Raw genomic sequence first — 21,320 nt, 5'->3', positions numbered from 1 at the left:
GTATCCATGGCAACGCTTGAAATCCACGACCTGCACGTCTCCGTCGAGGCCGAGAACGGCGCCCGCGAGATCCTCAAGGGTGTCGACCTCACCGTCAAGGCCGGCGAGACGCACGCCATCATGGGTCCGAACGGCTCCGGCAAGTCCACGCTGGCGTACTCGCTCGCCGGTCACCCGAAGTACACCATCACCGGTGGCACCGTGACCCTGGACGGCGAAGACGTCCTGGAGATGTCCGTCGACGAGCGCGCCCGCGCCGGCGTCTTCCTCGCCATGCAGTACCCGGTCGAGGTCCCCGGCGTCTCGGTCTCCAACTTCCTGCGCACCTCGGCCACCGCCATCCGCGGCGAGGCCCCGAAGCTGCGCACCTGGGTGAAGGAGGTCAAGTCCGCGATGGAGCAGCTCCAGATGGACCCGGCCTTCGCCGAGCGCAACGTCAACGAGGGCTTCTCCGGCGGCGAGAAGAAGCGCCACGAGATCCTCCAGCTGGAGCTCCTCCAGCCGAAGATCGCGATCCTCGACGAGACCGACTCCGGCCTCGACGTCGACGCCCTGCGCATCGTCTCCGAGGGCGTCAACCGCGTCCGCGAGACCGGTGAGGTCGGCACCCTGCTGATCACCCACTACACGCGCATCCTGCGCTACATCAAGCCCGACTTCGTGCACGTGTTCGCGAACGGCCGCATCGCGGAGTCCGGTGGCGCCGAGCTGGCGGACCAGCTGGAGGCCGAGGGCTACGACAAGTACGTGAAGGGTGGCGCGACCGCGTGACACAGCTGCCTGGCCTCCTCGACATCGAGGCGATCCGCAAGGACTTCCCCCTTCTGGATCGTGTGGTCCACGACGGGAAGAAGATCGTTTACCTGGACAACGCGGCGACTTCGCAGAAGCCGCGCCAGGTGCTCGACGCGCTGAACGAGTACTACGAGCAGCACAACGCCAACGTCCACCGCGGCGTGCACGTGCTCGCCGAGGAGGCCACGGCGCTGTACGAGGGCGCCCGCGACAAGGTCGCCGCCTTCATCAACGCGCCGAGCCGCGACGAGGTGATCTTCACCAAGAACGCTTCGGAGTCGCTCAACCTGGTCGCGAACATGCTCGGCTGGGCGGACGAGCCCTACCGGGTCGACCGCGAGACCGAGATCGCCATCACGGAGATGGAGCACCACTCCAACATCGTCCCGTGGCAGCTGCTCTCGCAGCGCACCGGCGCGAAGCTGAAGTGGTTCGGCCTCACCGACGACGGCCGGCTCGACCTGTCCAACATCGAAGAGGTCATCACGGAGAAGACGAAGATCGTCTCCTTCACGCTGGTCTCCAACATCATGGGCACGATCAACCCGGTCGAGGCGATCGTCCGGCGCGCGCAGGAAGTCGGCGCGCTGGTGCTGATCGACGCCTCGCAGGCCGCTCCGCACATGCCGCTGGACGTGCAGGCGCTCGGCGCCGACTTCGTGGCCTTCACCGGCCACAAGATGTGCGGCCCGACCGGCATCGGCGTGCTCTGGGGCCGCCAGGAGCTCCTGGAGGACCTGCCCCCGTTCCTCGGTGGCGGCGAGATGATCGAGACCGTGTCGATGCACGCCTCCACGTACGCCCCGGCGCCCCACAAGTTCGAGGCGGGTACGCCCCCGATCGCGCAGGCCGTCGGCCTCGGCGCGGCCGTGGACTACCTGAGCGCGATCGGCATGGACAAGATCGCCGCGCACGAGCACGCGATCACCGAGTACGCGGTGAAGCGCCTCCTGGAGGTCCCCGACCTGCGGATCATCGGCCCGATGACGGCCGAGGACCGCGGCGCCGCGATCTCCTTCACGCTCGGCGACATCCACCCCCACGACGTGGGCCAGGTCCTGGACGAGCAGGGCATCGCGGTCCGCGTGGGACACCACTGCGCGCGCCCGGTCTGCCTGCGCTACGGAATTCCCGCGACCACGCGAGCGTCTTTCTACCTGTACTCCTCTCCGGCGGACGTCGACGCGCTGATCGACGGGCTGGAGCACGTACGGAACTTCTTCGGCTGACGAGGGCGACGAGGACGACGCAGTGAAGCTGGATTCGATGTACCAGGAACTGATCCTGGACCACTACAAGCACCCGCACGGGCGTGGCCTGCGCGACGGCGATGCCGAGGTGCACCACGTCAACCCGACGTGCGGCGACGAGATCACGCTGCGCGTGAAGTACGACGGCGAGACGCTCACCGACGTCTCGTACGAGGGCCAGGGCTGCTCCATCAGCCAGGCCAGCGCGTCCGTGCTGAACGAGCTGCTCGTCGGCAAGGAGCTGGCCGAGGCGCAGAAGATCCAGGGCGTGTTCCTGGAGATGATGCAGTCGAAGGGCAAGATCGAGCCCGACGAGGCCATGGAGGAGGTGCTGGAGGACGCGGTCGCGTTCGTCGGCGTCTCCAAGTACCCGGCTCGCGTGAAGTGTGCTCTGCTGAGCTGGATGGCCTGGAAGGACGCGACCGCCCAGGCACTGGGCGACGCCGCGGAGAGGAAGACGGCATGACCGAGAACGCGACGCCCGCCGAGGCGTCGATCAAGCCGGCCACCGAGGAAGAGGTCCGCGAGGCCCTCTACGACGTGGTCGACCCCGAGCTGGGGATCGACGTCGTCAACCTGGGCCTGATCTACGGCATCCACATCGACGACGCGAACATCGCCACCCTCGACATGACGCTGACCTCGGCGGCCTGCCCGCTGACGGACGTCATCGAGGACCAGGCGAAGTCGGCGACGGACGGCATCGTGAGCGAGCTGCGGATCAACTGGGTCTGGATGCCGCCGTGGGGCCCGGACAAGATCACGGACGACGGTCGCGAGCAGCTGCGCGCGCTCGGCTTCAACGTCTGAGCCACCCGTTTCACGAAGGCCCCCGGCACTGCGCCGGGGGCCTTTCGCGTGCTCCGGAGCAGGTGGGGCGGTGTGCGGCGGGCTCCCGACGGGCCCTGCGAGTTCTTCCGGTGGACGATTGACGTGCACCGGATGTTGGCCACGGTGGCCGAACCTGCTCGACGGCCGTCACGGCGTGGCGCGGTTCACGCCCGGCTCGACTCTTGGGGACGGGACACCGATGAAGAAGCAGCTTGGCATCGCAGGCATCGCGGCGCTGGTCGTCGCCGGGACGGTCACGGTCGCGCCCGCCCAGGCGGTGACGTACGGGACGCCGACCATCAGCCTGTCCGCGTCGTACCTGTCCGGGGCCGTCGGCGCGGTCGGGGACCCGCTGGTCGACGTGACCGTGGCGCAGAGCGGCGCCGACGCGTCCGCCCTGACGGTCAGCGCCTCCGCGTCGAGCAAGGCCTCGGTCGCCGGAACGGGCGACGTGAGCGTCACCGGGACCGGGGCCGTGCGCCGCCTCGCCGTCGCCGCGCGCGGCCGCGGCTACACCAACCTCACCGTCAAGGTGACGGGGCTGGGCGGCAAGAGCGCCACCAAGACCCTCTCCTACGCCGCCTCCGCCGCCGTGCAGAACCCGGCCGACGCCCGCTACTTCAGCGGCGCCTGCGACTCCTCGGCCGCCGTGGACGTCGGCGGCGGGTACACCGTCGTCGCCGACGACGAGAGCAACGTACTGCGCCTGTACGACCGTTCCCGCTCGGCCGCCCCGGTCCGCACCTGGGACTTCAGCTCGCAGCTCGGCGTCTCCAAGGAGGTGGACATCGAGGGCGCGACCCTGATCGGGAACACCATCTACTGGACGGGCTCGCTCGGCAACAACAAGGACGGCGAGTACAAGGCGCCCCGGAACACGGTGTTCACCACGACGGTGAGCGGCTCCGGGTCCGCCACGCAGCTCGCGTACGGGCGCTCGTACAAGAAGCTCCGCGACGACCTGGTGGCCTGGGACAAGGCGAACGGGAACCGCTACGGTTTCGCGGCCGGCACGGCGGACGGCGAGGCGCCCAAGCAGATCGACGGCTTCAACGTGGAGGGCCTGGAGTTCGCGCCGGGCTCGACCACCACCGCCTACCTGGGCTTCCGGGCCCCGCTGGCCCCGGCGGTGCCCGGTGGCAAGGCGCTGGTCGTACCGGTGACCAACTTCGACAAGGTGCTCTCCAGCGGCGCCAAGGCCACCTTCGGGGCGGGCATCGAGCTCGACCTCGGCGGGCTCGCGATCCGCGACATCCGCAAGAACGCGGCGAACCAGTACCTGATCCTGGCCGGTTCCTGGGCCGCGGACGACAACTCCGACCCGTACGCGCTCTACCAGTGGGACGGCGTCGCCGGCCACGCCCCGGTCAAGCGGGCCGACCTGCCGACGACCGACCCGGGCGGCTGGGAGGCCATCGTGGACGTGCCGGACCTGTCGGCACCGGGCGCGCGCGTCCAGCTGATCACGGACAGCGGCTCGGCCGACCTGTACGGGGACGGCACCGAGGCCAAGGACCTGACCCACGCGGAATGGAAGAAGTCCCGCGCGGCCTGGTTCACCCTGAACTGACGTCCGTGCCGGCGTCGCGGACGGCCCTCAGTGCCGCCGCGACGCCGGCCTCGATGTCCCGGACCGGGTAGAACACCTCGCGCACCACGCGCTCCCGGTCCACCACCAGCGTCAGCCGCTTCAGCCGGCTCACCCCCGCCGCCCGGAACGTCGGCAGCCGCAGCGCCGCCGTCAGCGAGAGCTCCGCGTCCGAGAGCAGCGGGAACCGCAGCCCCTCCGCCTGCGCGAACTCCCGCTGCTCGTCGGGCCGCTGGGTGGACACCCCGTGCACCGTCGCCCCGGCCGCCGTGAACTCGGCCAGCTGGTCCCGGTACGTGCACGACTCGAACGTGCAGCCCTTGGCCCCCGGGATCCCCGCCCACCCCGGCGGGTAGGACTCGGCCCGGGCGTACGCGCCGGGGAAGCAGTACAGGACCGTGAACGGCGTGTCCGCCACCGGATCCCGCAGCTCTCCGAACCGGTCCGCCAGCACCAGCTCCGGCAGCCGCGTGCCGCGCAGCGCGTGCACCCGTTCCGCCTCCCGCGAGGATTCCTCCGCCGTCGCCGTCATCTCGCCTTCCCCCAGGACCCAGGTGTCTCCCCAGTCCTGGAGGGCCACCAGGACCGGCAGCAGCCCCCGCCCGCGCGGGGTCAGCCGGTACTCGTGCCGCACCGGGCGTTCCTGGTACGGCTCGCGCGTCAGCACCCCGGCCTCGACCAGCAGCTTCAGCCGCTCGGCCAGCACCTTCCGGGAGACCCCGAGCTCGCGCTGGAACGCGTCGAAGCGGTGCACGCCGCGCGCGGCGTCGCGCACGATCAGCAGCGTCCACCAGTCGCCCACCACGTCGAGGGCCTGGGCGATGGCGCACTCCGCGTCGTCGAGGTGCGTGCGCTGGGCCATGGGTACTCCTTTGTCCGTTGACCCAAGGCTGTCATGCTGACATAGTCCGTTCCCAAAAGGAACCTACTACGGGACTCGCTACGGTTCGGGGGCGGACATGGGAATGGCGCAGGGCTTCAAGGACGTGCCCCGCGTGGTGTGGCTGCTGGCGGCCGGGGTGTTCGTCAACGCCGTCGTCAGCTTCACCTTCGTCTTCGTCTTCCTGTACCTGACCGGCCCGCGCGGCCTCGGCGCCGCCCAGGCGGGCCTGGCCACCGGAATCGGCGGTGTCGGCCTCGTCGCCGGGAACTTCACCGGCGGCTGGTACGGGGACCGCTTCGGCCACCGCCGCGTGCTGCTCGCCGCCTCCGCCGCGGGCGGCCTCACCCTGATGTGCTTCCCGCTGCTGTCCACCGCCGGGCTCTGCGTGGCCCTTCCGCTGGCCCAGTACGCCTCCGGCGTGGTCCGGGCCGCGAACTCCGCGCTGGTCGCCGTCACCGTCCCCGAGGGCGCCCGCCGGCAGGCCTTCGCCGTGGTCCGCTGCGTCTCCAACGGCGGCTTCACCCTCGGCCCGCCGCTGGGGGCCCTGCTCGCGACGGGGTTCTCGTACGACTGGCTCTTCGTTGCCGACGGCCTCGGGACCCTGTTCTTCGCCCTGTGGACCGCCCGGGTCGTCCCGGCCCGCGGCACCTCCCGCAGCGCCTCCCGCCCCGCCGCGGCCCCGGACGGGGGTCTGGGCCGAGGCGTGTGGGAGGAGCTGCGGGCCAGGCCCGCCGTACTCGTCCTGCTCGGCGCGATCCTGGTGACCGACCTCGTCTACCGCCAGCAGTACTCGGTCTTCCCCGTCTACCTCGCCGACCACGGCCTCGACGTCCGCGCCTTCGGCTTCGTCATCGCCCTGAACGGGGGAGTCATCCTGCTGCTGGAGCTCCCGGCCGCCGTCGCGCTGCGCTCCCGGCCGCCGCTGCCCGTCATCGCCGCCGGGATCGTGCTCGTCGGGGCCGGGTACGCGGCGCTGTGGGCCGGGGCGGGGGTCGCCGCCGCCGTGACGATGATGGTGCTGCTCAGCCTCGGCGAGATCCTGTACAAGACCACCGCGACCGCCTACGTCGCCGACCAGGCGCCGGAGCACGCGATGGGGCGGTTCCAGAGCCTGTACGCGGGGGTCTCGGTCAGCGGGGTCGTCCTCGGGCCGCCGCTGGGCGGAGCCCTGTACGCGGCCGCGCCCGGGATGCTGTGGCCGCTGTGCGGGGCGCTGGCGGCGGGCGCGGGCGGGGCGGTGCTGTACGTGTCACGCGGCGAGGCGCGGCGCGAGGGGCCGGACGGGGAGCGGCACGCGGCGCGACCGGCACATGAGACCGGTTCGCGACCTGGGGCCGCGGCCGGTTAGGTTTCGGGCATGACTGCTACGCGTACCACCGGCGCCGTCGCCGCCGGACTTGCCACCATCGCCTCCGACGGCACCGTCCTCGACACCTGGTTCCCCGCCCCCGAGCTGGTGGCCGAGCCCGGTCCGGCCGGCACCGAGCGCCTCACCGCCGATCAGGCCGTGCAGCTCCTGGGTGCCGCGGCGGCCAAGGCGATCCGCCTGGACGCCGTCCGCGACGTCGAGGTCGTAGCCGTCCGCACCGTGATCTCCTCCCTGGAGGACAAGCCGCTGGACGCGCACGACGCGTACCTGCGCCTGCACCTGCTCAGCCACCGCCTGGTCAAGCCGCACGGCCAGAACCTGGACGGCCTCTTCGGCCTGCTGGCCAACGTCGCCTGGACCTCGCTCGGCCCGGTCGCCGTGGACCAGGTGGAGGCCGTACGGCTGAACGCGCGCGCCGAGGGCCTGTACCTCCAGGTCACCTCGATCGACAAGTTCCCGCGGATGACGGACTACGTCGCCCCCAAGGGCGTGCGCATCGCCGACGCGGACCGGGTCCGCCTGGGCGCGCACCTCGCCGAGGGCACCACCGTCATGCACGAGGGCTTCGTCAACTTCAACGCGGGCACCCTCGGCACCTCGATGATCGAGGGCCGGATCTCGGCCGGCGTCGTGGTCGGCAACGGTTCCGACATCGGCGGCGGCGCGTCCACGATGGGCACCCTCTCGGGCGGCGGCAAGCAGATCATCTCGATCGGCGAGCGCTGCCTGATCGGTGCCGAGGCGGGCGTGGGCATCGCGCTGGGCGACGAGTGCATCGTCGAGGCCGGCCTGTACGTGACCGCGGGCACCCGCGTCACCCTCCCGGACGGCCAGATCGTCAAGGCCCTGGAGCTCTCGGGCGCCGGCAACATCCTCTTCCGCCGCAACTCGGTCACGGGCACCGTCGAGGCCCGCCCGAACAACGCGGTCTGGGGCGGCCTGAACGAGGTCCTCCACTCCCACAACTGACCCCGGGCCTGGTGGCCTTCGGCGGTCCCGGAACGGCCGCGACGCCCTCATCCCCCGGCAAGGGGGATGAGGGCGTCGCGTTTCCTGCGGCCCCGGTCCGCCCTTCCGCCCCGAGCGCGGGAGGACGTGGGGGGTCAGCTGAGGGGGAGGGTGCGGATCAGGCCGGCGAAGGCCTCTTCCTCCGCCTCGGTCAGTTCGACCGACTCCATCGGGTGCGTGGCGGCGCTGCGCTGGGCCGGGATGACCGCCACGCCCTGGTGGGCGGCCGGCTCCGGGTGGTGGAAGCGGGAGTCCCACAGCATGTGTCCTAGGCCGAGCACCCACACGAGGGCGGCCACGAGCAGGACGGCCAGGCCGATTTCCTGAGCGAGGGAGATGGAGGGGAACACGCGGTCCTCCGGGGGACACGGGGGGACAGGTTCGAGCGTGGGGCCACTCAACACCACAACCCGGGTCGAATGGGTGGTGATGTGGCGAGCGTCACGCCAGGGGCGAAAGTCCTGACTTCTCCCGAGCTGTCCCCCGCGCGTCCCGCAGAGTTCACGGAGCCCGCAGAGTTCACGGAGCCCGCAGAACCCGCCCCGCCGGTCCGCACGGACCCGTACCGCCTCCACCAGCGCCCGCTCCCGCCCGCCCTGGCCGAGAGCCGGGACGTCCGCCGGCAGGGCCAGTGCGGCGGGCAGGTCCTCACGGGTGGCCGTACGCGAGATCGTGGCCGGAAGTGTCGCAGGGCCCCCGGAAGGGACGGCTTCCGGGGGCCCTGCTGCTCAAGTCCGCGCCGCGGTTACGGGCGGAAGCGCAGCACCTGCGGGTCGTGGTCGCTGTTCTGCGCCGCGAACTCCGCGTTGATGTGCACGCTGTCGTACGAGAAGTTCTTGACCGCCGGGCTCGTCAGGATCTGGTCCAGCACCTGCGCGTTGCCCTGGTACACGTACGAGTAGCGCTCGGCCTTCGGCAGCGACTTGATCGCCGAGTACAGCGCCCCGCCGTCCTCCAGCGCCTGCGCGGTCGCGGAGAACTCGAAGTCGTTGATGTCGCCGACGGCCAGGACGCTCGCGTTCTTGTCCGTCGCCAGGAGCTGCTTGACGAAGCCGTTCACGGCCTGCGCCTGGAGCAGCCGCTTGGCCTCCGAGGAGCGCACCGGCGGCTGGTGGACGGAGGTCAGGCCCTCGTCGCCGCCCTTGGAGCCGAAGTGGTTGGCGATGACGAAGACCGTCTTGCCCTTGAAGACGAACTCGCCGGCCAGCGGCTTGCGGCTGTCGGCCCACGCCGGGTTCGCCGGGTCGATCCGGCCGGGGGAGTGGGTCAGGGCGGCCTTGCCGTTCACCTGCGTCACGCCGGTCGCGGTCACCGCGTCGCCCGCCGCGCGGTCCGTGAAGGAGACGCGGGCCGGGTTGAACAGGAACACCTGGCGGATGTTGCCGCCGGGCTCGCCGCCGTCCTTGTTGTTCTCCGGGTTGACGGTGCGCCACTCGTAGGCCGGGCCGCCCGCCGCCACGATGGCCGCGGTGAACTTCTTGATGGTCTCCTCGGCCGAGACGGTGCCGTCGTTCTTGGCGCCGTTGTCGTCCTGGATCTCCTCCAGGGCGAGGATGTCGGGCGAGGCGAGGTTCGCGACGACGGCCTTGGCCAGGTTGTCGAACTTCTCCTGCGGGTCGCTCGGGTCGAGGTTCTCCACGTTGTACGTGGCCACCGCGAGCTCGTTCGCCGCCTGCGCCTTGGTCTTCTCGGGGGCGAGCGTGCCCGCCTTGACCGTGCCGAGGGTGCGGGCCACCAGGGTGTAGCCGCCGAACTGGTTGAAGTCCAGCGGGCCCTCGGTGGTGCCGGTCAGCTTGTCGCCGACGTTGGCCACCGGGAAGGGCTGCTGCGCGAGCGGCGCCAGCTGCTGGACCTGGAGGCGGCCGGTGTTCTGGGACTCGTACGAGCCGTAGAGGGTGCCGCCGCGCTTGGCGGTGTTCTCCCAGCCCTTCACGGTGACCCACAGCTCCGCGTACGGGTCGGTGGCGCCGACCACGCGCGAGTTGCCGATCTTCACGTTCATGCCCTCAAGGGACTCGTAGAAGTCCAGGGCGTAGCGCGAGGGCTCCAGCGTCAGGCCGTTGATGCTGCCGGCGGCGGCCGGGTCGCCGGTCGGGGCGTACTCGGCGGGCACGTTGTACTCGTTGATCGCGGCGGCCTCGGGGACCGCGTTGCCCGAGGAGGCCACGGTCACGACCGGCTTGGAGATCTGCGTGACCGACTGGTTGCCGGAGGAGACGCCGCCGGGGATGTACTCGCCGACCAGGCCGGAGACCTTGACCGCGTCGCCGACGGCGACGGTCGGGACGGAGTTGGTGAAGACGAAGACGCCCTCGCTGGTCGCGTCGTTGTCGTCGGCGTCCGGGTCCTGCATCCAGAAGCCGCGCGAGCCGTACGTGCGCACGCCCGTCACGATGCCGGCGACATCGGCGACCTGCTTGCCGTTGAGCGGCGATATGCGGGTGGTGCCCTGGATGTCGTGGATGCGTATCGGATCGGCGGACGCGGCGCCTTCGGCCGCGTCGGCGGTGCCCGCCAGCAGGCCGGTGGCCAGGGCGGTGGCGACGAGTGCCGAGACGGCGGCGGAACGGGGATGCGAGGAGCGCATGGTCAAGAACTCCGGTGTGTGGAAGAGGAAGGCGAAGGGTGTTGCGTGCGTTTGGCCGGATTCGTGCGGTGCGCCGCGGCCGGGCCGCAGGCGATCCACGGGAATCCCGGGGGTCCCCCATATGTCTACGCGCGTCAATTTCCTGTGTGACCAGGGATGTTGTCAAGGCCTCCAGGGGATACGGAAGCTGACTGTGGGATGAACCAAAGGAGATGGCCCCCCGGGCGCGCCCGATATGCGTCTACGCTGGTGCGCCGGACTGCCGCCCCGCGGCGGCCGGACCAGCGCCGCGGGGCCGCCGCACCACCGTCCCGCGGGGCCGAGCCCCATCGCCCCACCGCGTTCGCGAGGAGACCGCCCCATGTCCGCAGAGCCGCACCCCACGCTGCCGCCGGTACGGCTGCCCTCCGACGCGGAACTGGCCCGCGACGCCCTCGGGGCCCCGCTCTTCGCCCGCGCCGTACGGCTGGCCCGCTGGGCCGGACCCCACACCCGCGTCGACGCCGGCGGCGAACTCGCCGCCGCACAGCTGACCGAGGCCGCCGCCGCGCTGGGCTTCGATCCCGCCGGCGAGGAAGGCCCGATGCTCGCGAGCCAGGCCTGGCGGGTGGCCGTGGACACCGGCCTCGTCGACGTGACCGACCCCGATGACGGCGGTACGGGCGGCGGCGGCCGTGCGGGCGGTGACGGTGCGTCGGAAGCCGGTGAGGACGGCGACGAGGAGTCCGCGACCGCCGTGCCCGGCGAGGACCTGGCCCTGGTGACCGGCGGCGCCCCGGGCGAGGTGCTCGACCTGTGGCTGGCGGCGCTGGACACCGTGCTCGCGGACGCGGCCGTGCCCGATCTGGACGACCTCGTCGACGCGTTGGACGAGGGCGGCGAGATCGACTTCGACCGGCTGGACTGGAACCCGGGCCGCGAGGCGGACTTCCTCGACGGGGTCCTCACCAACCTCTACCTGCTCACCGTCTCCGGACACGGGGCCTCGGAAGGCCCGATTCCGCTGCCGGTGCTCGCCGCCTCGATGGTCATCCCCGAGGGCATGGGCGAGCCGACCGACGCCGTGCTGGAGCAGGTCTCGGACGCGATGATGCGCCTCGACGACCAGTTCCGGCAGCTGGAGCCGATCGGGCTCGTCGAGTTCCGGCCGGTGGACGAGGCCCTGATGGCGGAGGCGGACGACGAGGAGTTCGCCGCGGCGGGCTCCGCTTCCGGTCCGGGCGCCGGCGGGGTGGACGACGAGGACGTCTCCCGGTACGGGCTGGTCCGGCTGACCCCGCTGGGCCTGTACGGGATCCGCGCCCGCCTGCTGGAGGCCGGGGTCACCGCTCCCGCCGTCGGCGATCTGGCCGGCAAGGGCGCCGACGCCCTGCTCGACGCGGTCTCCGGATACCCCGAGGTCGCTGCCCAGGCCGAGATCGAGCAGTGGCTCGCCGGCCGCGAACCGCTGGACGCGGTCGCCGAACTGCTGGCCGCCGCCCGGGGCGCCGACGAGGGCGGCCCGCTGCGCCGGCTGCGCTGCCAGCAGGCTCTCGCCCCGGCCGGTCCGGACGCGGAGCAGGCGGTCCGCGCCGTGCTGGACGACCCGGAGCTCGGCGGACTCGCCCGGGTGTGGCTCTCCGAGCGCGGGGTGGCCGACGTACCGGCGCCGGACGAGGCCATGGTGTTCTGGCTGACCGTGGACACCATCGCGGCGCAGCTCGCGGCGGACGGGGAGACGGCGGAACTGCCGCTGCTGATGCGTTCGCTGACCGAGCACCACACCGGTTTCTTCGACCGGGTCTGGCGGGTGGACCACCCGGCGACGGCGTACGTGCTGGAGGCGATGGGCCGGACGCACCCGGACAAGAAGGCCGCCAAGGAGGCCCGCAAGGCCGCCTTCAAGGCCCGTTCGCGCCAGGCCTGACCGGGAGGTCCCGGGTACGGAAGCGGCATCTGGGGCGGGGGTGGCCGGCGTCGCCCGGAACGCGCCGTTCCTGAGCCGGAGTCGGCCATTGCGGCCACGGGCAAGGGATCGGCTCCGCTTCGCGGGTAATTCAGCCGCCGTTCACGTGCGGGCGAGAGCGTGTGCGCCGACGACCGCACGACAGGCGCACCACCTCCCCACCCCTGGAGACCCGATGCCGCTCAGCCGTAGAGACTTCACCGCCCGCACCGTGATCGCCGGCGCGGGAGTCGCGCTCACCGGGACGGTCGGCGCGCTCGCCACCGCCCCGGGAGCGCTGGCGGCCGACGACAGCACCCACCGGGACGAGCACGGCCGGCCCTGCGAGCCCGGCTACGGCCCGCTCGTCGCGGACCCGGCCGGACTGCTCGCCCTCCCCGCCGGATTCCGCTACCGCGTCATCACCCACAGTGGGGTCACCACCCTCGACTCCGGCGAGTCCACCCCGTCCAACCACGACGGCACCGCCGCCTTCGAGGGCCCCCGCGGGGTCACCCTCCTCGTCAACAACCACGAGCTCAAGGGCAAGCGGTCGGACTGGGCGCACCCCGTCCCGCTCACCGAGGGCCTCGTCTACGACCCGGGCGCGGCCGGCGGCTGCACGGTCGTCGAGGTCCGGCGCGGCGGCGAGGTCGCCGAATGGGTGGGCGTCGCCGGTACGTCGACCAACTGCGCGGGCGGCGCCACCCCCTGGGGCACCTGGCTGACCTGCGAGGAGACCGAGGACCTCGCCGGCAAGAACGGCATGACCAAGGACCACGGGTACGTCTTCGAGGTCGACCCGCACGACCGGGGCGCCAACCGCGATCCGAAGCCCGTCAAGGCGTTCGGCCGGTACGCCCACGAGGCCGTGGTCATCGACCCGCGCCAAGGCCACGCCTACCTCACCGAGGACGCCTCCGGCCCCAACGGGCTGCTCTACCGCTGGACCCCGCCGAGCGGCTTCCGCCACGGGCGCGGCAAGCTCCGTACGCTCGCGGCCGACGCCGGAGTGCTGGCCGCCGCCAAGTGCTTCGACAGCGCGGGCCGGTTCGTCGACGACCTCTCGCGCGCCACGAAGATCGGGACGGTCTACGGGGTCGACTGGGTGACCGTGCCGGACCGTGACGCGCGGACCGTGCCGGTGCGCAAGCAGTTCGGCGAGGGCGCGGTGACCCGCGCCCGCAAGCTGGAGGGCATGTGGTGGGCCGACGGGGGCACGTACTTCGTCTCCTCGTACGCCCGTGAGGAGAGCCCGGGCACGGCGCACGACGGCCAGGTGTGGTTCTACGACCCGAAGCGGCGCACGATCCGGCTGACGGTGGTGCTCGGCGTGAACGCCGACCCGGCCAAGGACGGTTCCCTCGACGGCCCCGACAACATCACGGTCTCTCCGTACGGCGGTCTGGTCATCGCGGAGGACGGCAGCGGCCTGCAGCACCTGTTCGGGGCGACCGAGTCGGGGCGCACCTACCCGCTGGCGCGCAACGAGCTGAACATGGGGACGGCGCAGGAGCCGGAGTACTCCGAGTTCACCGGTGTGTGCTTCTCCCCGGACGGGCACACGCTGTACGCGAACATCCAGGACCCGGGCATCATGCTCGCCATCACCGGTCCGTGGCGCCGCGCACACTGACACCCGCGCTCACGAAGGAAGGCTGTGCCGCCGCCCGTTCACCGGGCGGCGGCACAGCCTTCTGTGTCTACTGAGCGGCGGCGATCTCGGCGCGGCTGGCGGCGGCCCATTCCTCCAGCAGGAACTCGTACGCTTCGGAGGGCCACTCGTCGTCCACCCGGGTCGCTACGAGGTGCCGTATCGCCTCGTTCGCCTCTGCGGCGGACGGGCGGGCGGGACCCGAGGGCCGGAGTGTGCTGTACATGCTTTCAAGGCTAAGGGCGGGCACTGACAACCACCCCCCTATTAAGGGTGGAATCCATCACCTGGGCCCTCCGGCCGCCGGTCATGGTCGCTCCATGTGCCCGCCCACCTGCTCAGAGTGTCTGGGAGCCGGGCTTGACCATCCCGCGCACTGTGCGGGACTTCACAAACTCTCCGATGGCCGTCATCTCCCATTCGCCCGAAAACTGGCGAATCAGCTTGGCCATCATGACCCCGGTCTGCGGCTCCGCACCGGTGAGGTCGAAGCGGACCAGCTCCTCCCCGCTCGCCGCGTCGATCAGACGGCAGTAGGCCTTGGCGACCTCGCTGAACTTCTGCCCGGAGAAGGAGTTGACCGTGAAGACCAGGCCCGTGGCCTCGGCGGGCAGCCGCCCGAGGTCCACGACGATCACCTCGTCGTCTCCGGCGCCCTCGCCGGTGAGGTTGTCCCCCGAGTGCTTGATGGCTCCGCCCAGGATGGACAGCTTGCCGAAGTAGCAGCTGTCGATGTGGTTGCGCTGCGGGCCGTAGGCGATGACGGAGGCGTCGAGGTCGATGTCCCGGCCGCGGAACGCCGGCTCCCAGCCCAGGCCCATCTTCACCTGGGAAAGCAGCGGGCGGCCGTTCTTGACCAGGGACACGGTCTGGTTCTTCTGGAGGCTGACCCGGCCCTTGTCGAGGTTGATCTTCCCGGTGCCGGGCGCGGCCGGCGCGGCGGCCGCGGGCGGGGCCGAGGGGAAGGACGGCGCCGCCGGCGGTGCGGGGGGCGCCGCAGCCGCCGGGGCGCTCGGCCAGGACGAGGGGGCGGGGGCGGCGGGGGTCTGCGGGGCGGCCGCGGGCGGCGGGGCGGACTCCTCGTCCACCGAGACTCCGAAGTCCGTCGCGATCCCGGCGAGGCCGTTCGCGTACCCCTGGCCGACCGCGCGCACCTTCCACACGCCGCCGCGCTGGTAGACCTCGACGACCACGAGCGCGGTCTCGGTGCCCAGCTGCGGCGGGGTGAAGCTGGCGATCACCGCGCCGGTCTCGGCGTGCCGCACGGTGGCCGTGGGCTCGACGCCCTGGAAGGTCTGGCCCGCGGCGTCGGGGCTGGCCGTGACCACGATCCGCTCGATGCCGGGCGGCAGCGCGCCCGTGTCCACGGTGATCGAGTCCGGCGCCGCGCCGCCACCGGACCGGTAGCTGACACCGGGCCCTGACGGCTGGTTGTAGAAGATGAAGTCGGCGTCGGAACGCACCTTGCCGTTCGCCGCGAGGAGCAGCCCCGACACGTCGAGCCGCACCGGGGCAGCCACGTCCACCGTCACACGGACGGTGCCCAGCGGCAGGTTGGAACCTGGGGTCATAGCGGTCATGCCCGGAGAACGACCGGAGGTGCTTTGCCGTTCCCTTACTCTCGTGACTCTCGTGGCGGATTTCAGCGCCTGTTGCGGGGGTGGTTCTTCGCCATGCGTTCGTTGCCGAACTTGTACGCGCCCGTCCAGCGGGCCATCACGAGCTGCGCGTCGCCCGACTCCACCTCGGCGAGGAACTTCTCGGCCCGGCCGCCGCGCAGGGTGCCCGCGGCCCGGCCCCGGTGCGTGATGACCACGCTGGCGTCGGCGCGCTGTTCGTACGTGAATCCGTGAGGTCTCGGCATGACCGGCAGCCTGCCCCCGCGCGGCGGGGGCGGGCAACGCAATTACCCGGGGCGGGTTCCCTCAGGGCGCGGCGGGCGTGACGCGGCGCGGCAGCCCCAGCGGGTTCGCCTCGCGCAGCTCCGCCGGGAGCAGCGGGTCCGGCACCGACTGGTAGACCACCGGCCGCAGCCAGCGCTCGACGGCGGCGGCGCCGACCGAGGTGGAGTGCGAGGTCGCCGCGGGGTACGGGCCGCCGTGGTGCTGGGCGGGGGCCACCGCGACCCCGGTCGGCCAGCCGTTGACCAGGATCCGCCCGGCCAGCGCCGTGACCCGCTCGATCAGCTCCGCCGCCGGTCCCGGGCCGCCGTCGGCCTCGGCCGCGGAGAGCTGGAGCGTGGCGCTCAGGTTCCCGGAGAGCAGGCCGAGCACCGACCCCGCCTCGCTCTGGTCCCCGTACCGTGCGACCACGGTCACCGGGCCGAAGCACTCCTCCAGCAGCACCTCGTACGCCCCGCCCTCCAGCAGGCTCGCGGCCGGCACGGTCAGGTACCCGGCGCCGACGGTGTGCTCGCCGCCGGAGCCCGGGGTGACGGGCGCCTCGACGCCGGTCAGCGCGGCGCGCTCGCGGACGCCGGAGACGAAGTTCTCCCGCATCCGGTGGTCGAGCAGGACGCCCGGCTCGGTCTCGCCGAGCGCCTTGGTCAGCGCTCCGGTGAGCCGGTCGCCGTCCGCGCCCTCGGGGACCAGGACCAGGCCCGGCTTGACGCAGAACTGGCCCACCCCGAGCGTGACCGAGCCCGCGAGCCCGGCGCCGATCTCCTCGGCGCGCTCGGCGGCGGCCGCGGGGGTGACCACGACGGGGTTGAGGGAGCCGAGCTCGCCGTGGAAGGGGATGGGTACCGGCCGGGCGGCGGCCGCGTCGAACAGCGCCCGTCCGCCGCGGATGGAACCGGTGAACCCGGCGGCGGTGACGAGCGGGTGGCGGATCAGCTCCAGGCCCGCGTCGAACCCGTGGACGACGGAGACCACTTCGGCGGGCAGCCCGGCCGCCACGGCCGCCCGGCGCAGCAGCGAGGCGCACAGCTCGGAGGTGGCCGGGTGGTCGGGGTGCGCCTTGACGACCACCGGGCAGCCCGCGGCCAGCGCGCTCGCGGTGTCCCCGCCGGGGACGGAGAAGGCCAGCGGGAAGTTGGAGGCGGCGTAGACCGCGACCACGCCCAGCGGCACCTTGTAGCGTCGCAGTTCGGGGCGCGGCGGGACGGCGCCCGCGTCGGGGCGGTCGATGCGGATGTCGAGGTAGGCGCCCTCGTCCACGGAATCGGCGAAGGCCCGCAGCTGGCCGGTGGTGCGGGCGAGTTCGCCGGTGAGCCGGCCCGGCCCGAGGGCGGTCTCGGCGTCGGCGGCCTCGATGACGTGGGCCGCGGCCTCGTCGAGCAGTTCGGCGGCCGCGCGCAGGAAGGCCGCGCGGGCGGTGCGGTCGGCGAGGGCGCCGCGGGCCGCGTGGGCGGCGCGCACGGCTTCGTCCACCTCGCCGGACGTGGCCTCGACGGCAACTTGTTCGCGCTGCTTCCCGGTGCGGGGGTCCACACTCCAGACTGGTGTTGCTGCCATGGCGCACTGCCTCCTGGATCTCGCTGACCCGCGCGGTGGCGTTCAGTATTCTGAACGCCGTTCCGATGGATGGATGATCACATCCGTTCCGGACTCTATTTCCGGGTCTTCCGTGTTGACAAGGGACAAGAGGGGCAAGAAGGCGAATGAACAGAGGTGAGCCGGCCGGATCCGGCGCGGAATCGGAGGGGTCGGGAGGGGCGGAAGTCGGCCCGGGAGCGCCGGCCGCCGTCAAGTCCGCCGTCCGCACGGTCCTGTTGCTGGAGCACTTCGCGGCGCGGCCCGGACTGCACAGCCTGGCCGACATCCAGCACGACCTCGGGCTGCCCAAGTCCAGCCTCTACATGCTGCTGCGCACGCTGGTGAACCTGGGATGGGTGGAGACGGACGCGACCGGCACGCGGTACGGCATCGGCGTACGGGCCCTGCTCGTCGGCAGCTCGTACATCGACGGGGACGAGGTCGTGGCCGCGGCCCGGCCCACCCTGGACCGGCTCTCCGACGACACCACCGAGACCATCCACCTGGCCCGGAGGGACGGCGCGAGCGTGGTCTACCTGGCCACCCGCCCGTCCCAGCACTACTTGCGGCCCTTCACGCGGGTCGGGCGGCGGCTGCCCGTGCACTCGACCGCGCTGGGCAAGGCGCTGCTGGCGACCCATTCCGACGACGAGGTGCGGGCGCTGCTGCCGCGGCGGCTGGAGGCGGTCACCGAGCACACGATCACCGACCGGGAGCAGCTGGTGGATGAGCTGGCGCTGGTGCGGGAGCAGGGCTACGCGGTGGACCGGGAGGAGAACACGCTCGGACTGCGCTGCTTCGGGGTGGCGGTTGCGTACCGGACCCCGGCCCGGGACGCGGTGAGCTGCTCGGTGCCGGTGGCCCGGCTGACGGCGGACCGCGAACAGCGGATCAAGGCGGCGCTGTTCGAGGCGCGGGACCGGCTGTCGGTGGCGACCCGGCGCATGTGAGCCGGCGGACGGGGAGGTTCCTCCCCCGGGCGGGGGAGGAGGTTCCCCTGTGCGGGGGAGGTGGCGGGGCGGCGGAGGCGGGACCGTTGGGTCATGACCACACAAGCCGTTCACATGGGGGCCGGATCCAAGGCCCTGCGGGTGGTGGCCCTGGCGGCGACCGTGCCCTACCTCGTACTCAAGTCCGCCTGGCTGTCGGGGAGCCGGGTCGGCATCCCCGGCGGCAGCCCGCTGCTGGAGCAGGGGACGTTCCTCGCCGTGGCCAATGCGGTGACCCTGGCCATGGACGCGAGCCTGATCGTGCTCGTCCTCGTCCTCACCAGACCCTGGGGGATGCGGGTGCCTCCCTGGCTGCTGACGCTCCCCGCCTTCGTCGCCACCGGGCTCCTCACCCCGATCCTCGTCGCGTTCCCGGCCCAACTGCTCATACGGGCGGCGGGTCAGGGCGGCCCGACGGCCGCCGGGGAGGTGGCGCGGCCCTTCCTCGACCCGTGGGTGTTCACCGTCGTCTACACCGGTTTCTCCGTCCAAGGACTCGCCCTGGCCGGGCTGTTCGTGCCCTATGCGCGCCGGCGCTGGGGCCGGCGGTGGCAGGGCGCGCAGGGCCGCGGGCTCCCGTCACCCACGGGGGTGGTGGCGGGAGCCGCGGCGATCGGCGGACTGGTGATCGCCGGCGTCCACTTGTACTGGGCCTTCGGGGGGACGGCCGGGCTGGGGGAGGACCAGGTCGCCGCCCGTACGGCGGTGACGGGCGTGGTGTCCGGGGTGCATGCGATGTGCGCGCTCGCCGCCGGGGCGGGGGCGGTGCTGCTGGTCCGCGGCGGGAGCCGCGCCGCGTGGTGGCCGTCGGCCCTCACCTGGACCGGCTCCGCGGCGGCCGCGTGCTGGGGGCTGTGGCCGTGGATCGCCTCGCTGGGCCCGCAGCTCGACGGCGGCGAACCGGCCTCCGCGGCGGTGCGGTCGATCTACGCTGGCCAGATGATCACCGGAACATGTGCCGCCGCCGTACTCGCCCGGTTCCTCACCTCCCGCCGCGAGGGGTGATGCGGACGGCGGCGTCCCGGCTGCTGGGGGCGCGGGCCCGGCTGCGCTGGGTGCACCTGGTCCTCGGCGGGGCCCTGCTGATGCCCTACTTCCTCCTGGCCCAGGTGGTGGTCGGCGTCGGGGCGGGCCGGGGCGGGTTCTTCACCTCGGTCCGGCTGACCTTCGCCTCGTACGGGCTGGCCCTGCCGCTGGCCGCGGTGACCGCCGTGTTCGGGCTCGTCCGGCCGCTGTCGGCCGGGGCCGTACGGGCCCTGTGCGGGGTGCCGGGCGAGCGCCTGGCCGAGGGGCCGGCCCGGTCCTGGGCGGCACGGGGGCGGACCTCGGCCTGGTGGACCCTGCACCTGGGCGTCGGCGCGGTGGTCAGCGGGATCAGCCTCGCGGCGGCGCCCATGGCGGCGGTGCTCATCGCGCTGCCCTTCGTGAGCGGGCTGCGCAGCGCCGAGCCGGGGCTGGGGGCGCTCGGCACCGGCGCCGCGCCGTACGTGGCACCGCTGCTCGGGATCGGGCTGCTGGGCGGGCTGGTCCTGTGCGCCGCCGGGGCCGGGGAGCTGCTGGCCAGGATGGCGCCGGTACTGCTCGGGCCGACGGCCGCGGACCGGCTGGCCGCGGCCGAGGAGCGGGCCGCCGACCTGGCCGTGCGCAACCGGCTTGCCCGGGAGCTGCACGATGCGGTCGGGCACGCCCTGAGCGCCGTCACCCTCCAGGCGATGGCCGCCCGTCGGGTGCTCGACCACGACCCCGGGTTCGTACGGGAGGCACTGGCCGCGATCGAGGACACCACCCGGCGGACCGTGGGCGAGCTCGACGCCGTGCTCGGCCTGCTGCGGGACGGCGACCCGGCCCGGGCCGACGCCGCCCCGACCCTCGCCGCCGACCTCGACGCACTGCTGGACCGCACCCGGGCCGCCGGGACCGCCGTCACCGCCCACCAGGACCCCGGACCGGGCGGGGACTGGGCGCAGCTCCCGGCCATCGCCTCCCGCGAGGCGTACCGGATCGTCCAGGAGGGCCTGAGCAACGCCCTGCGGCACGGCGCGGGCCCCGTCGAGCTGCGCATCGCCGTACGGGGCACCGAAGAGGGCCCCCCTCGTGAACTGGAGATCACCATGACCAATCCGCCGGGCGCCGCCGGGCCGCGGCTCCGCACCACCGGGGGCCGCGGGCTGTACGGCGCCGCCGAGCGGGCCGGTCTGCTCGGCGGCCGCGTCGAAGCCGGCCCGCACCAGGGGCTGTGGCGGCTGCGGGCCGTCCTTCCGCTCGGCGCGGGCTCGCGATGACCGCCGCGGGCCGGCCGCCGCTGCGCATCGTCCTGGCCGACGACGAGCGCATGGTCCGCACCGCCCTGCGGGTCATCCTCGAAGCCGAACCCGATCTGGTGGTCGTGGGCGAGGCGGCCACCGGAGCCGAGGCCGTCCCCCTGGTCCGCTCCCTGGCCCCCGACGTGGTGCTGATGGATGTCCGGATGCCCGAGATCGACGGCATCCGGGCCACCGAGCAGATCGTCTCCACGCTGGCCGATCCGCCCCGGATCGTGGTCGTCACCACCTTCGAGAACGACGCGTACGTCTACGACGCGCTGCGCGCGGGCGCCGCCGGCTTCCTCCTGAAGCGGGCCGAGCCCGAGGAGCTGATCGGCGCGGTCCGCCTCGTCGCCCGCGGCGACAGCCTGCTCTTCCCCGCGGCCGTCCGCGCCCTGGCCGCGTCCCACGCGCCCGGCGACCGGGGTCCCGCCGCGCCCTGGGTGGCGCGGCTCACCGACCGGGAGGCCGGCGTGCTGCGCCTGATCGCCACCGGACTGTCCAACCAGGAGATGAGCGAACGCCTCGGCGTCGGCCCGCAGACGATCAAGACCCACGTCGCGGCGGTCCTGTCCAAGACCGGGTCCCGCGACCGCACCCAGGCGGTCATCGCGGCCTACGAGGGCGGCTTCATGAAGAAAGACTGAGAACCCGGCCACAATC

General features: G+C 72.8%; 20 protein-coding genes. 13 read left to right on the top strand and 7 right to left on the bottom strand.

All coding sequences use genetic code 11. The annotated features are described in order from the left end of the window. Window positions 1–6 precede the first annotated feature (6 nt). From sufC to AB0M92_RS14530, 5 genes are all read left to right on the top strand, one after another. Window positions 7–771 (top strand): Fe-S cluster assembly ATPase SufC, encoded by a 765-nt coding sequence (gene sufC / locus AB0M92_RS14550; RefSeq protein ID WP_366102470.1) that lies wholly within the window; start codon window positions 7–9, stop codon window positions 769–771. After that, on the top strand, window positions 768–2,024 hold the full coding sequence (locus AB0M92_RS14545) for a cysteine desulfurase (RefSeq protein ID WP_048476704.1): 1,257 nt from the start codon (window positions 768–770) through the stop codon (window positions 2,022–2,024). The genes sufC and AB0M92_RS14545 overlap by 4 nt, the downstream gene beginning before the upstream one ends. Before the next feature lie 22 nt (window positions 2,025–2,046). After that, a complete protein-coding gene (gene sufU, locus AB0M92_RS14540; RefSeq protein WP_030160391.1) occupies window positions 2,047–2,511 on the top strand; it encodes a Fe-S cluster assembly sulfur transfer protein SufU in 465 nt (154 codons plus the stop codon). Next, window positions 2,508–2,855: a metal-sulfur cluster assembly factor gene (locus AB0M92_RS14535; RefSeq protein ID WP_030160393.1), complete on the top strand. Its 348-nt coding sequence runs from the start codon at window positions 2,508–2,510 to the stop codon at window positions 2,853–2,855. The genes sufU and AB0M92_RS14535 overlap by 4 nt, the downstream gene beginning before the upstream one ends. Before the next feature lie 220 nt (window positions 2,856–3,075). After that, window positions 3,076–4,446 (top strand): DUF3616 domain-containing protein, encoded by a 1,371-nt coding sequence (locus AB0M92_RS14530; protein WP_366102469.1) that lies wholly within the window; start codon window positions 3,076–3,078, stop codon window positions 4,444–4,446. Here AB0M92_RS14530 and AB0M92_RS14525 read toward each other — a convergent pair. Next, a complete protein-coding gene (locus AB0M92_RS14525; protein ID WP_366102468.1) occupies window positions 4,433–5,326 on the bottom strand; it encodes a winged helix-turn-helix transcriptional regulator in 894 nt (297 codons plus the stop codon). The genes AB0M92_RS14530 and AB0M92_RS14525 overlap by 14 nt on opposite strands. 97 nt (window positions 5,327–5,423) lie before the next feature. Here AB0M92_RS14525 and AB0M92_RS14520 point away from each other — a divergent pair, with 97 nt between their 5' ends. Continuing rightward, a complete protein-coding gene (locus AB0M92_RS14520) occupies window positions 5,424–6,695 on the top strand; it encodes an MFS transporter (protein WP_366102467.1) in 1,272 nt (423 codons plus the stop codon). Window positions 6,696–6,704: 9 nt separating this feature from the next. Continuing rightward, a complete protein-coding gene (gene dapD / locus AB0M92_RS14515; protein ID WP_366102466.1) occupies window positions 6,705–7,685 on the top strand; it encodes a 2,3,4,5-tetrahydropyridine-2,6-dicarboxylate N-succinyltransferase in 981 nt (326 codons plus the stop codon). A gap of 134 nt (window positions 7,686–7,819) precedes the next feature. Here the strand turns inward: dapD and AB0M92_RS14510 are convergent, their stop codons facing one another. Together AB0M92_RS14510 and AB0M92_RS14505 are read right to left on the bottom strand one after the other, a co-directional pair. After that, entirely contained in the window at window positions 7,820–8,074 is a 255-nt protein-coding gene (locus tag AB0M92_RS14510; protein ID WP_366102465.1) for a hypothetical protein, read from the bottom strand. A gap of 395 nt (window positions 8,075–8,469) precedes the next feature. Continuing rightward, on the bottom strand, window positions 8,470–10,311 hold the full coding sequence (locus tag AB0M92_RS14505) for an endonuclease/exonuclease/phosphatase family protein (protein ID WP_366102464.1): 1,842 nt from the start codon (window positions 10,309–10,311) through the stop codon (window positions 8,470–8,472). Window positions 10,312–10,672: 361 nt separating this feature from the next. Between AB0M92_RS14505 and AB0M92_RS14500 the strand changes: the two genes are divergently transcribed. After that, window positions 10,673–12,217: a hypothetical protein gene (locus AB0M92_RS14500; protein ID WP_366102463.1), complete on the top strand. Its 1,545-nt coding sequence runs from the start codon at window positions 10,673–10,675 to the stop codon at window positions 12,215–12,217. A 214-nt stretch (window positions 12,218–12,431) separates the two neighbouring features. Then, window positions 12,432–13,871 carry an alkaline phosphatase PhoX gene (locus tag AB0M92_RS14495; RefSeq protein WP_366102462.1) on the top strand — a complete coding sequence of 480 codons (1,440 nt, stop codon included), beginning with the start codon at window positions 12,432–12,434 and terminating at the stop codon, window positions 13,869–13,871. Window positions 13,872–13,938: 67 nt separating this feature from the next. Here the strand turns inward: AB0M92_RS14495 and AB0M92_RS14490 are convergent, their stop codons facing one another. The 4 genes from AB0M92_RS14490 to AB0M92_RS14475 all read right to left on the bottom strand — a co-directional run bounded on the left by AB0M92_RS14490 (window position 13,939) and on the right by AB0M92_RS14475 (window position 17,344). Continuing rightward, window positions 13,939–14,115, bottom strand: a complete 177-nt coding sequence (locus AB0M92_RS14490) for a hypothetical protein (protein WP_366102461.1) — start codon at window positions 14,113–14,115, stop codon at window positions 13,939–13,941. Between the two features lie 112 nt (window positions 14,116–14,227). Further along, complete coding sequence (locus tag AB0M92_RS14485) at window positions 14,228–15,460, bottom strand: TerD family protein (RefSeq protein WP_366102460.1); 1,233 nt, start codon at window positions 15,458–15,460, stop codon at window positions 14,228–14,230. 71 nt (window positions 15,461–15,531) lie between these two features. Further along, entirely contained in the window at window positions 15,532–15,753 is a 222-nt protein-coding gene (locus tag AB0M92_RS14480; RefSeq protein WP_366102459.1) for a hypothetical protein, read from the bottom strand. A gap of 61 nt (window positions 15,754–15,814) precedes the next feature. Next, window positions 15,815–17,344, bottom strand: a complete 1,530-nt coding sequence (locus tag AB0M92_RS14475; protein ID WP_366102458.1) for an aldehyde dehydrogenase (NADP(+)) — start codon at window positions 17,342–17,344, stop codon at window positions 15,815–15,817. A gap of 146 nt (window positions 17,345–17,490) precedes the next feature. Here AB0M92_RS14475 and AB0M92_RS14470 point away from each other — a divergent pair, with 146 nt between their 5' ends. From AB0M92_RS14470 to AB0M92_RS14455, 4 genes are all read left to right on the top strand, one after another. Continuing rightward, entirely contained in the window at window positions 17,491–18,315 is an 825-nt protein-coding gene (locus tag AB0M92_RS14470; RefSeq protein ID WP_366102457.1) for an IclR family transcriptional regulator, read from the top strand. Window positions 18,316–18,408: 93 nt separating this feature from the next. Beyond that, entirely contained in the window at window positions 18,409–19,359 is a 951-nt protein-coding gene (locus tag AB0M92_RS14465) for a hypothetical protein (RefSeq protein WP_366102456.1), read from the top strand. Continuing rightward, window positions 19,359–20,636 (top strand): histidine kinase, encoded by a 1,278-nt coding sequence (locus AB0M92_RS14460; protein WP_366102455.1) that lies wholly within the window; start codon window positions 19,359–19,361, stop codon window positions 20,634–20,636. Before AB0M92_RS14465 ends, AB0M92_RS14460 begins: the two co-directional genes overlap by 1 nt. Next, window positions 20,633–21,304 carry a response regulator transcription factor gene (locus tag AB0M92_RS14455; protein ID WP_366102454.1) on the top strand — a complete coding sequence of 224 codons (672 nt, stop codon included), beginning with the start codon at window positions 20,633–20,635 and terminating at the stop codon, window positions 21,302–21,304. Before AB0M92_RS14460 ends, AB0M92_RS14455 begins: the two co-directional genes overlap by 4 nt. Window positions 21,305–21,320 lie beyond the last annotated feature (16 nt).

The sequence above is a fragment of the Streptomyces sp. NPDC051582 genome (assembly GCF_040681715.1).
Classification (GTDB): Bacteria; Actinomycetota; Actinomycetes; order Streptomycetales; family Streptomycetaceae; genus Streptomyces.
The sequence above is the reverse complement of the archived record's forward strand: the minus strand, read 5'-3'. Positions and strand labels throughout refer to the sequence as shown.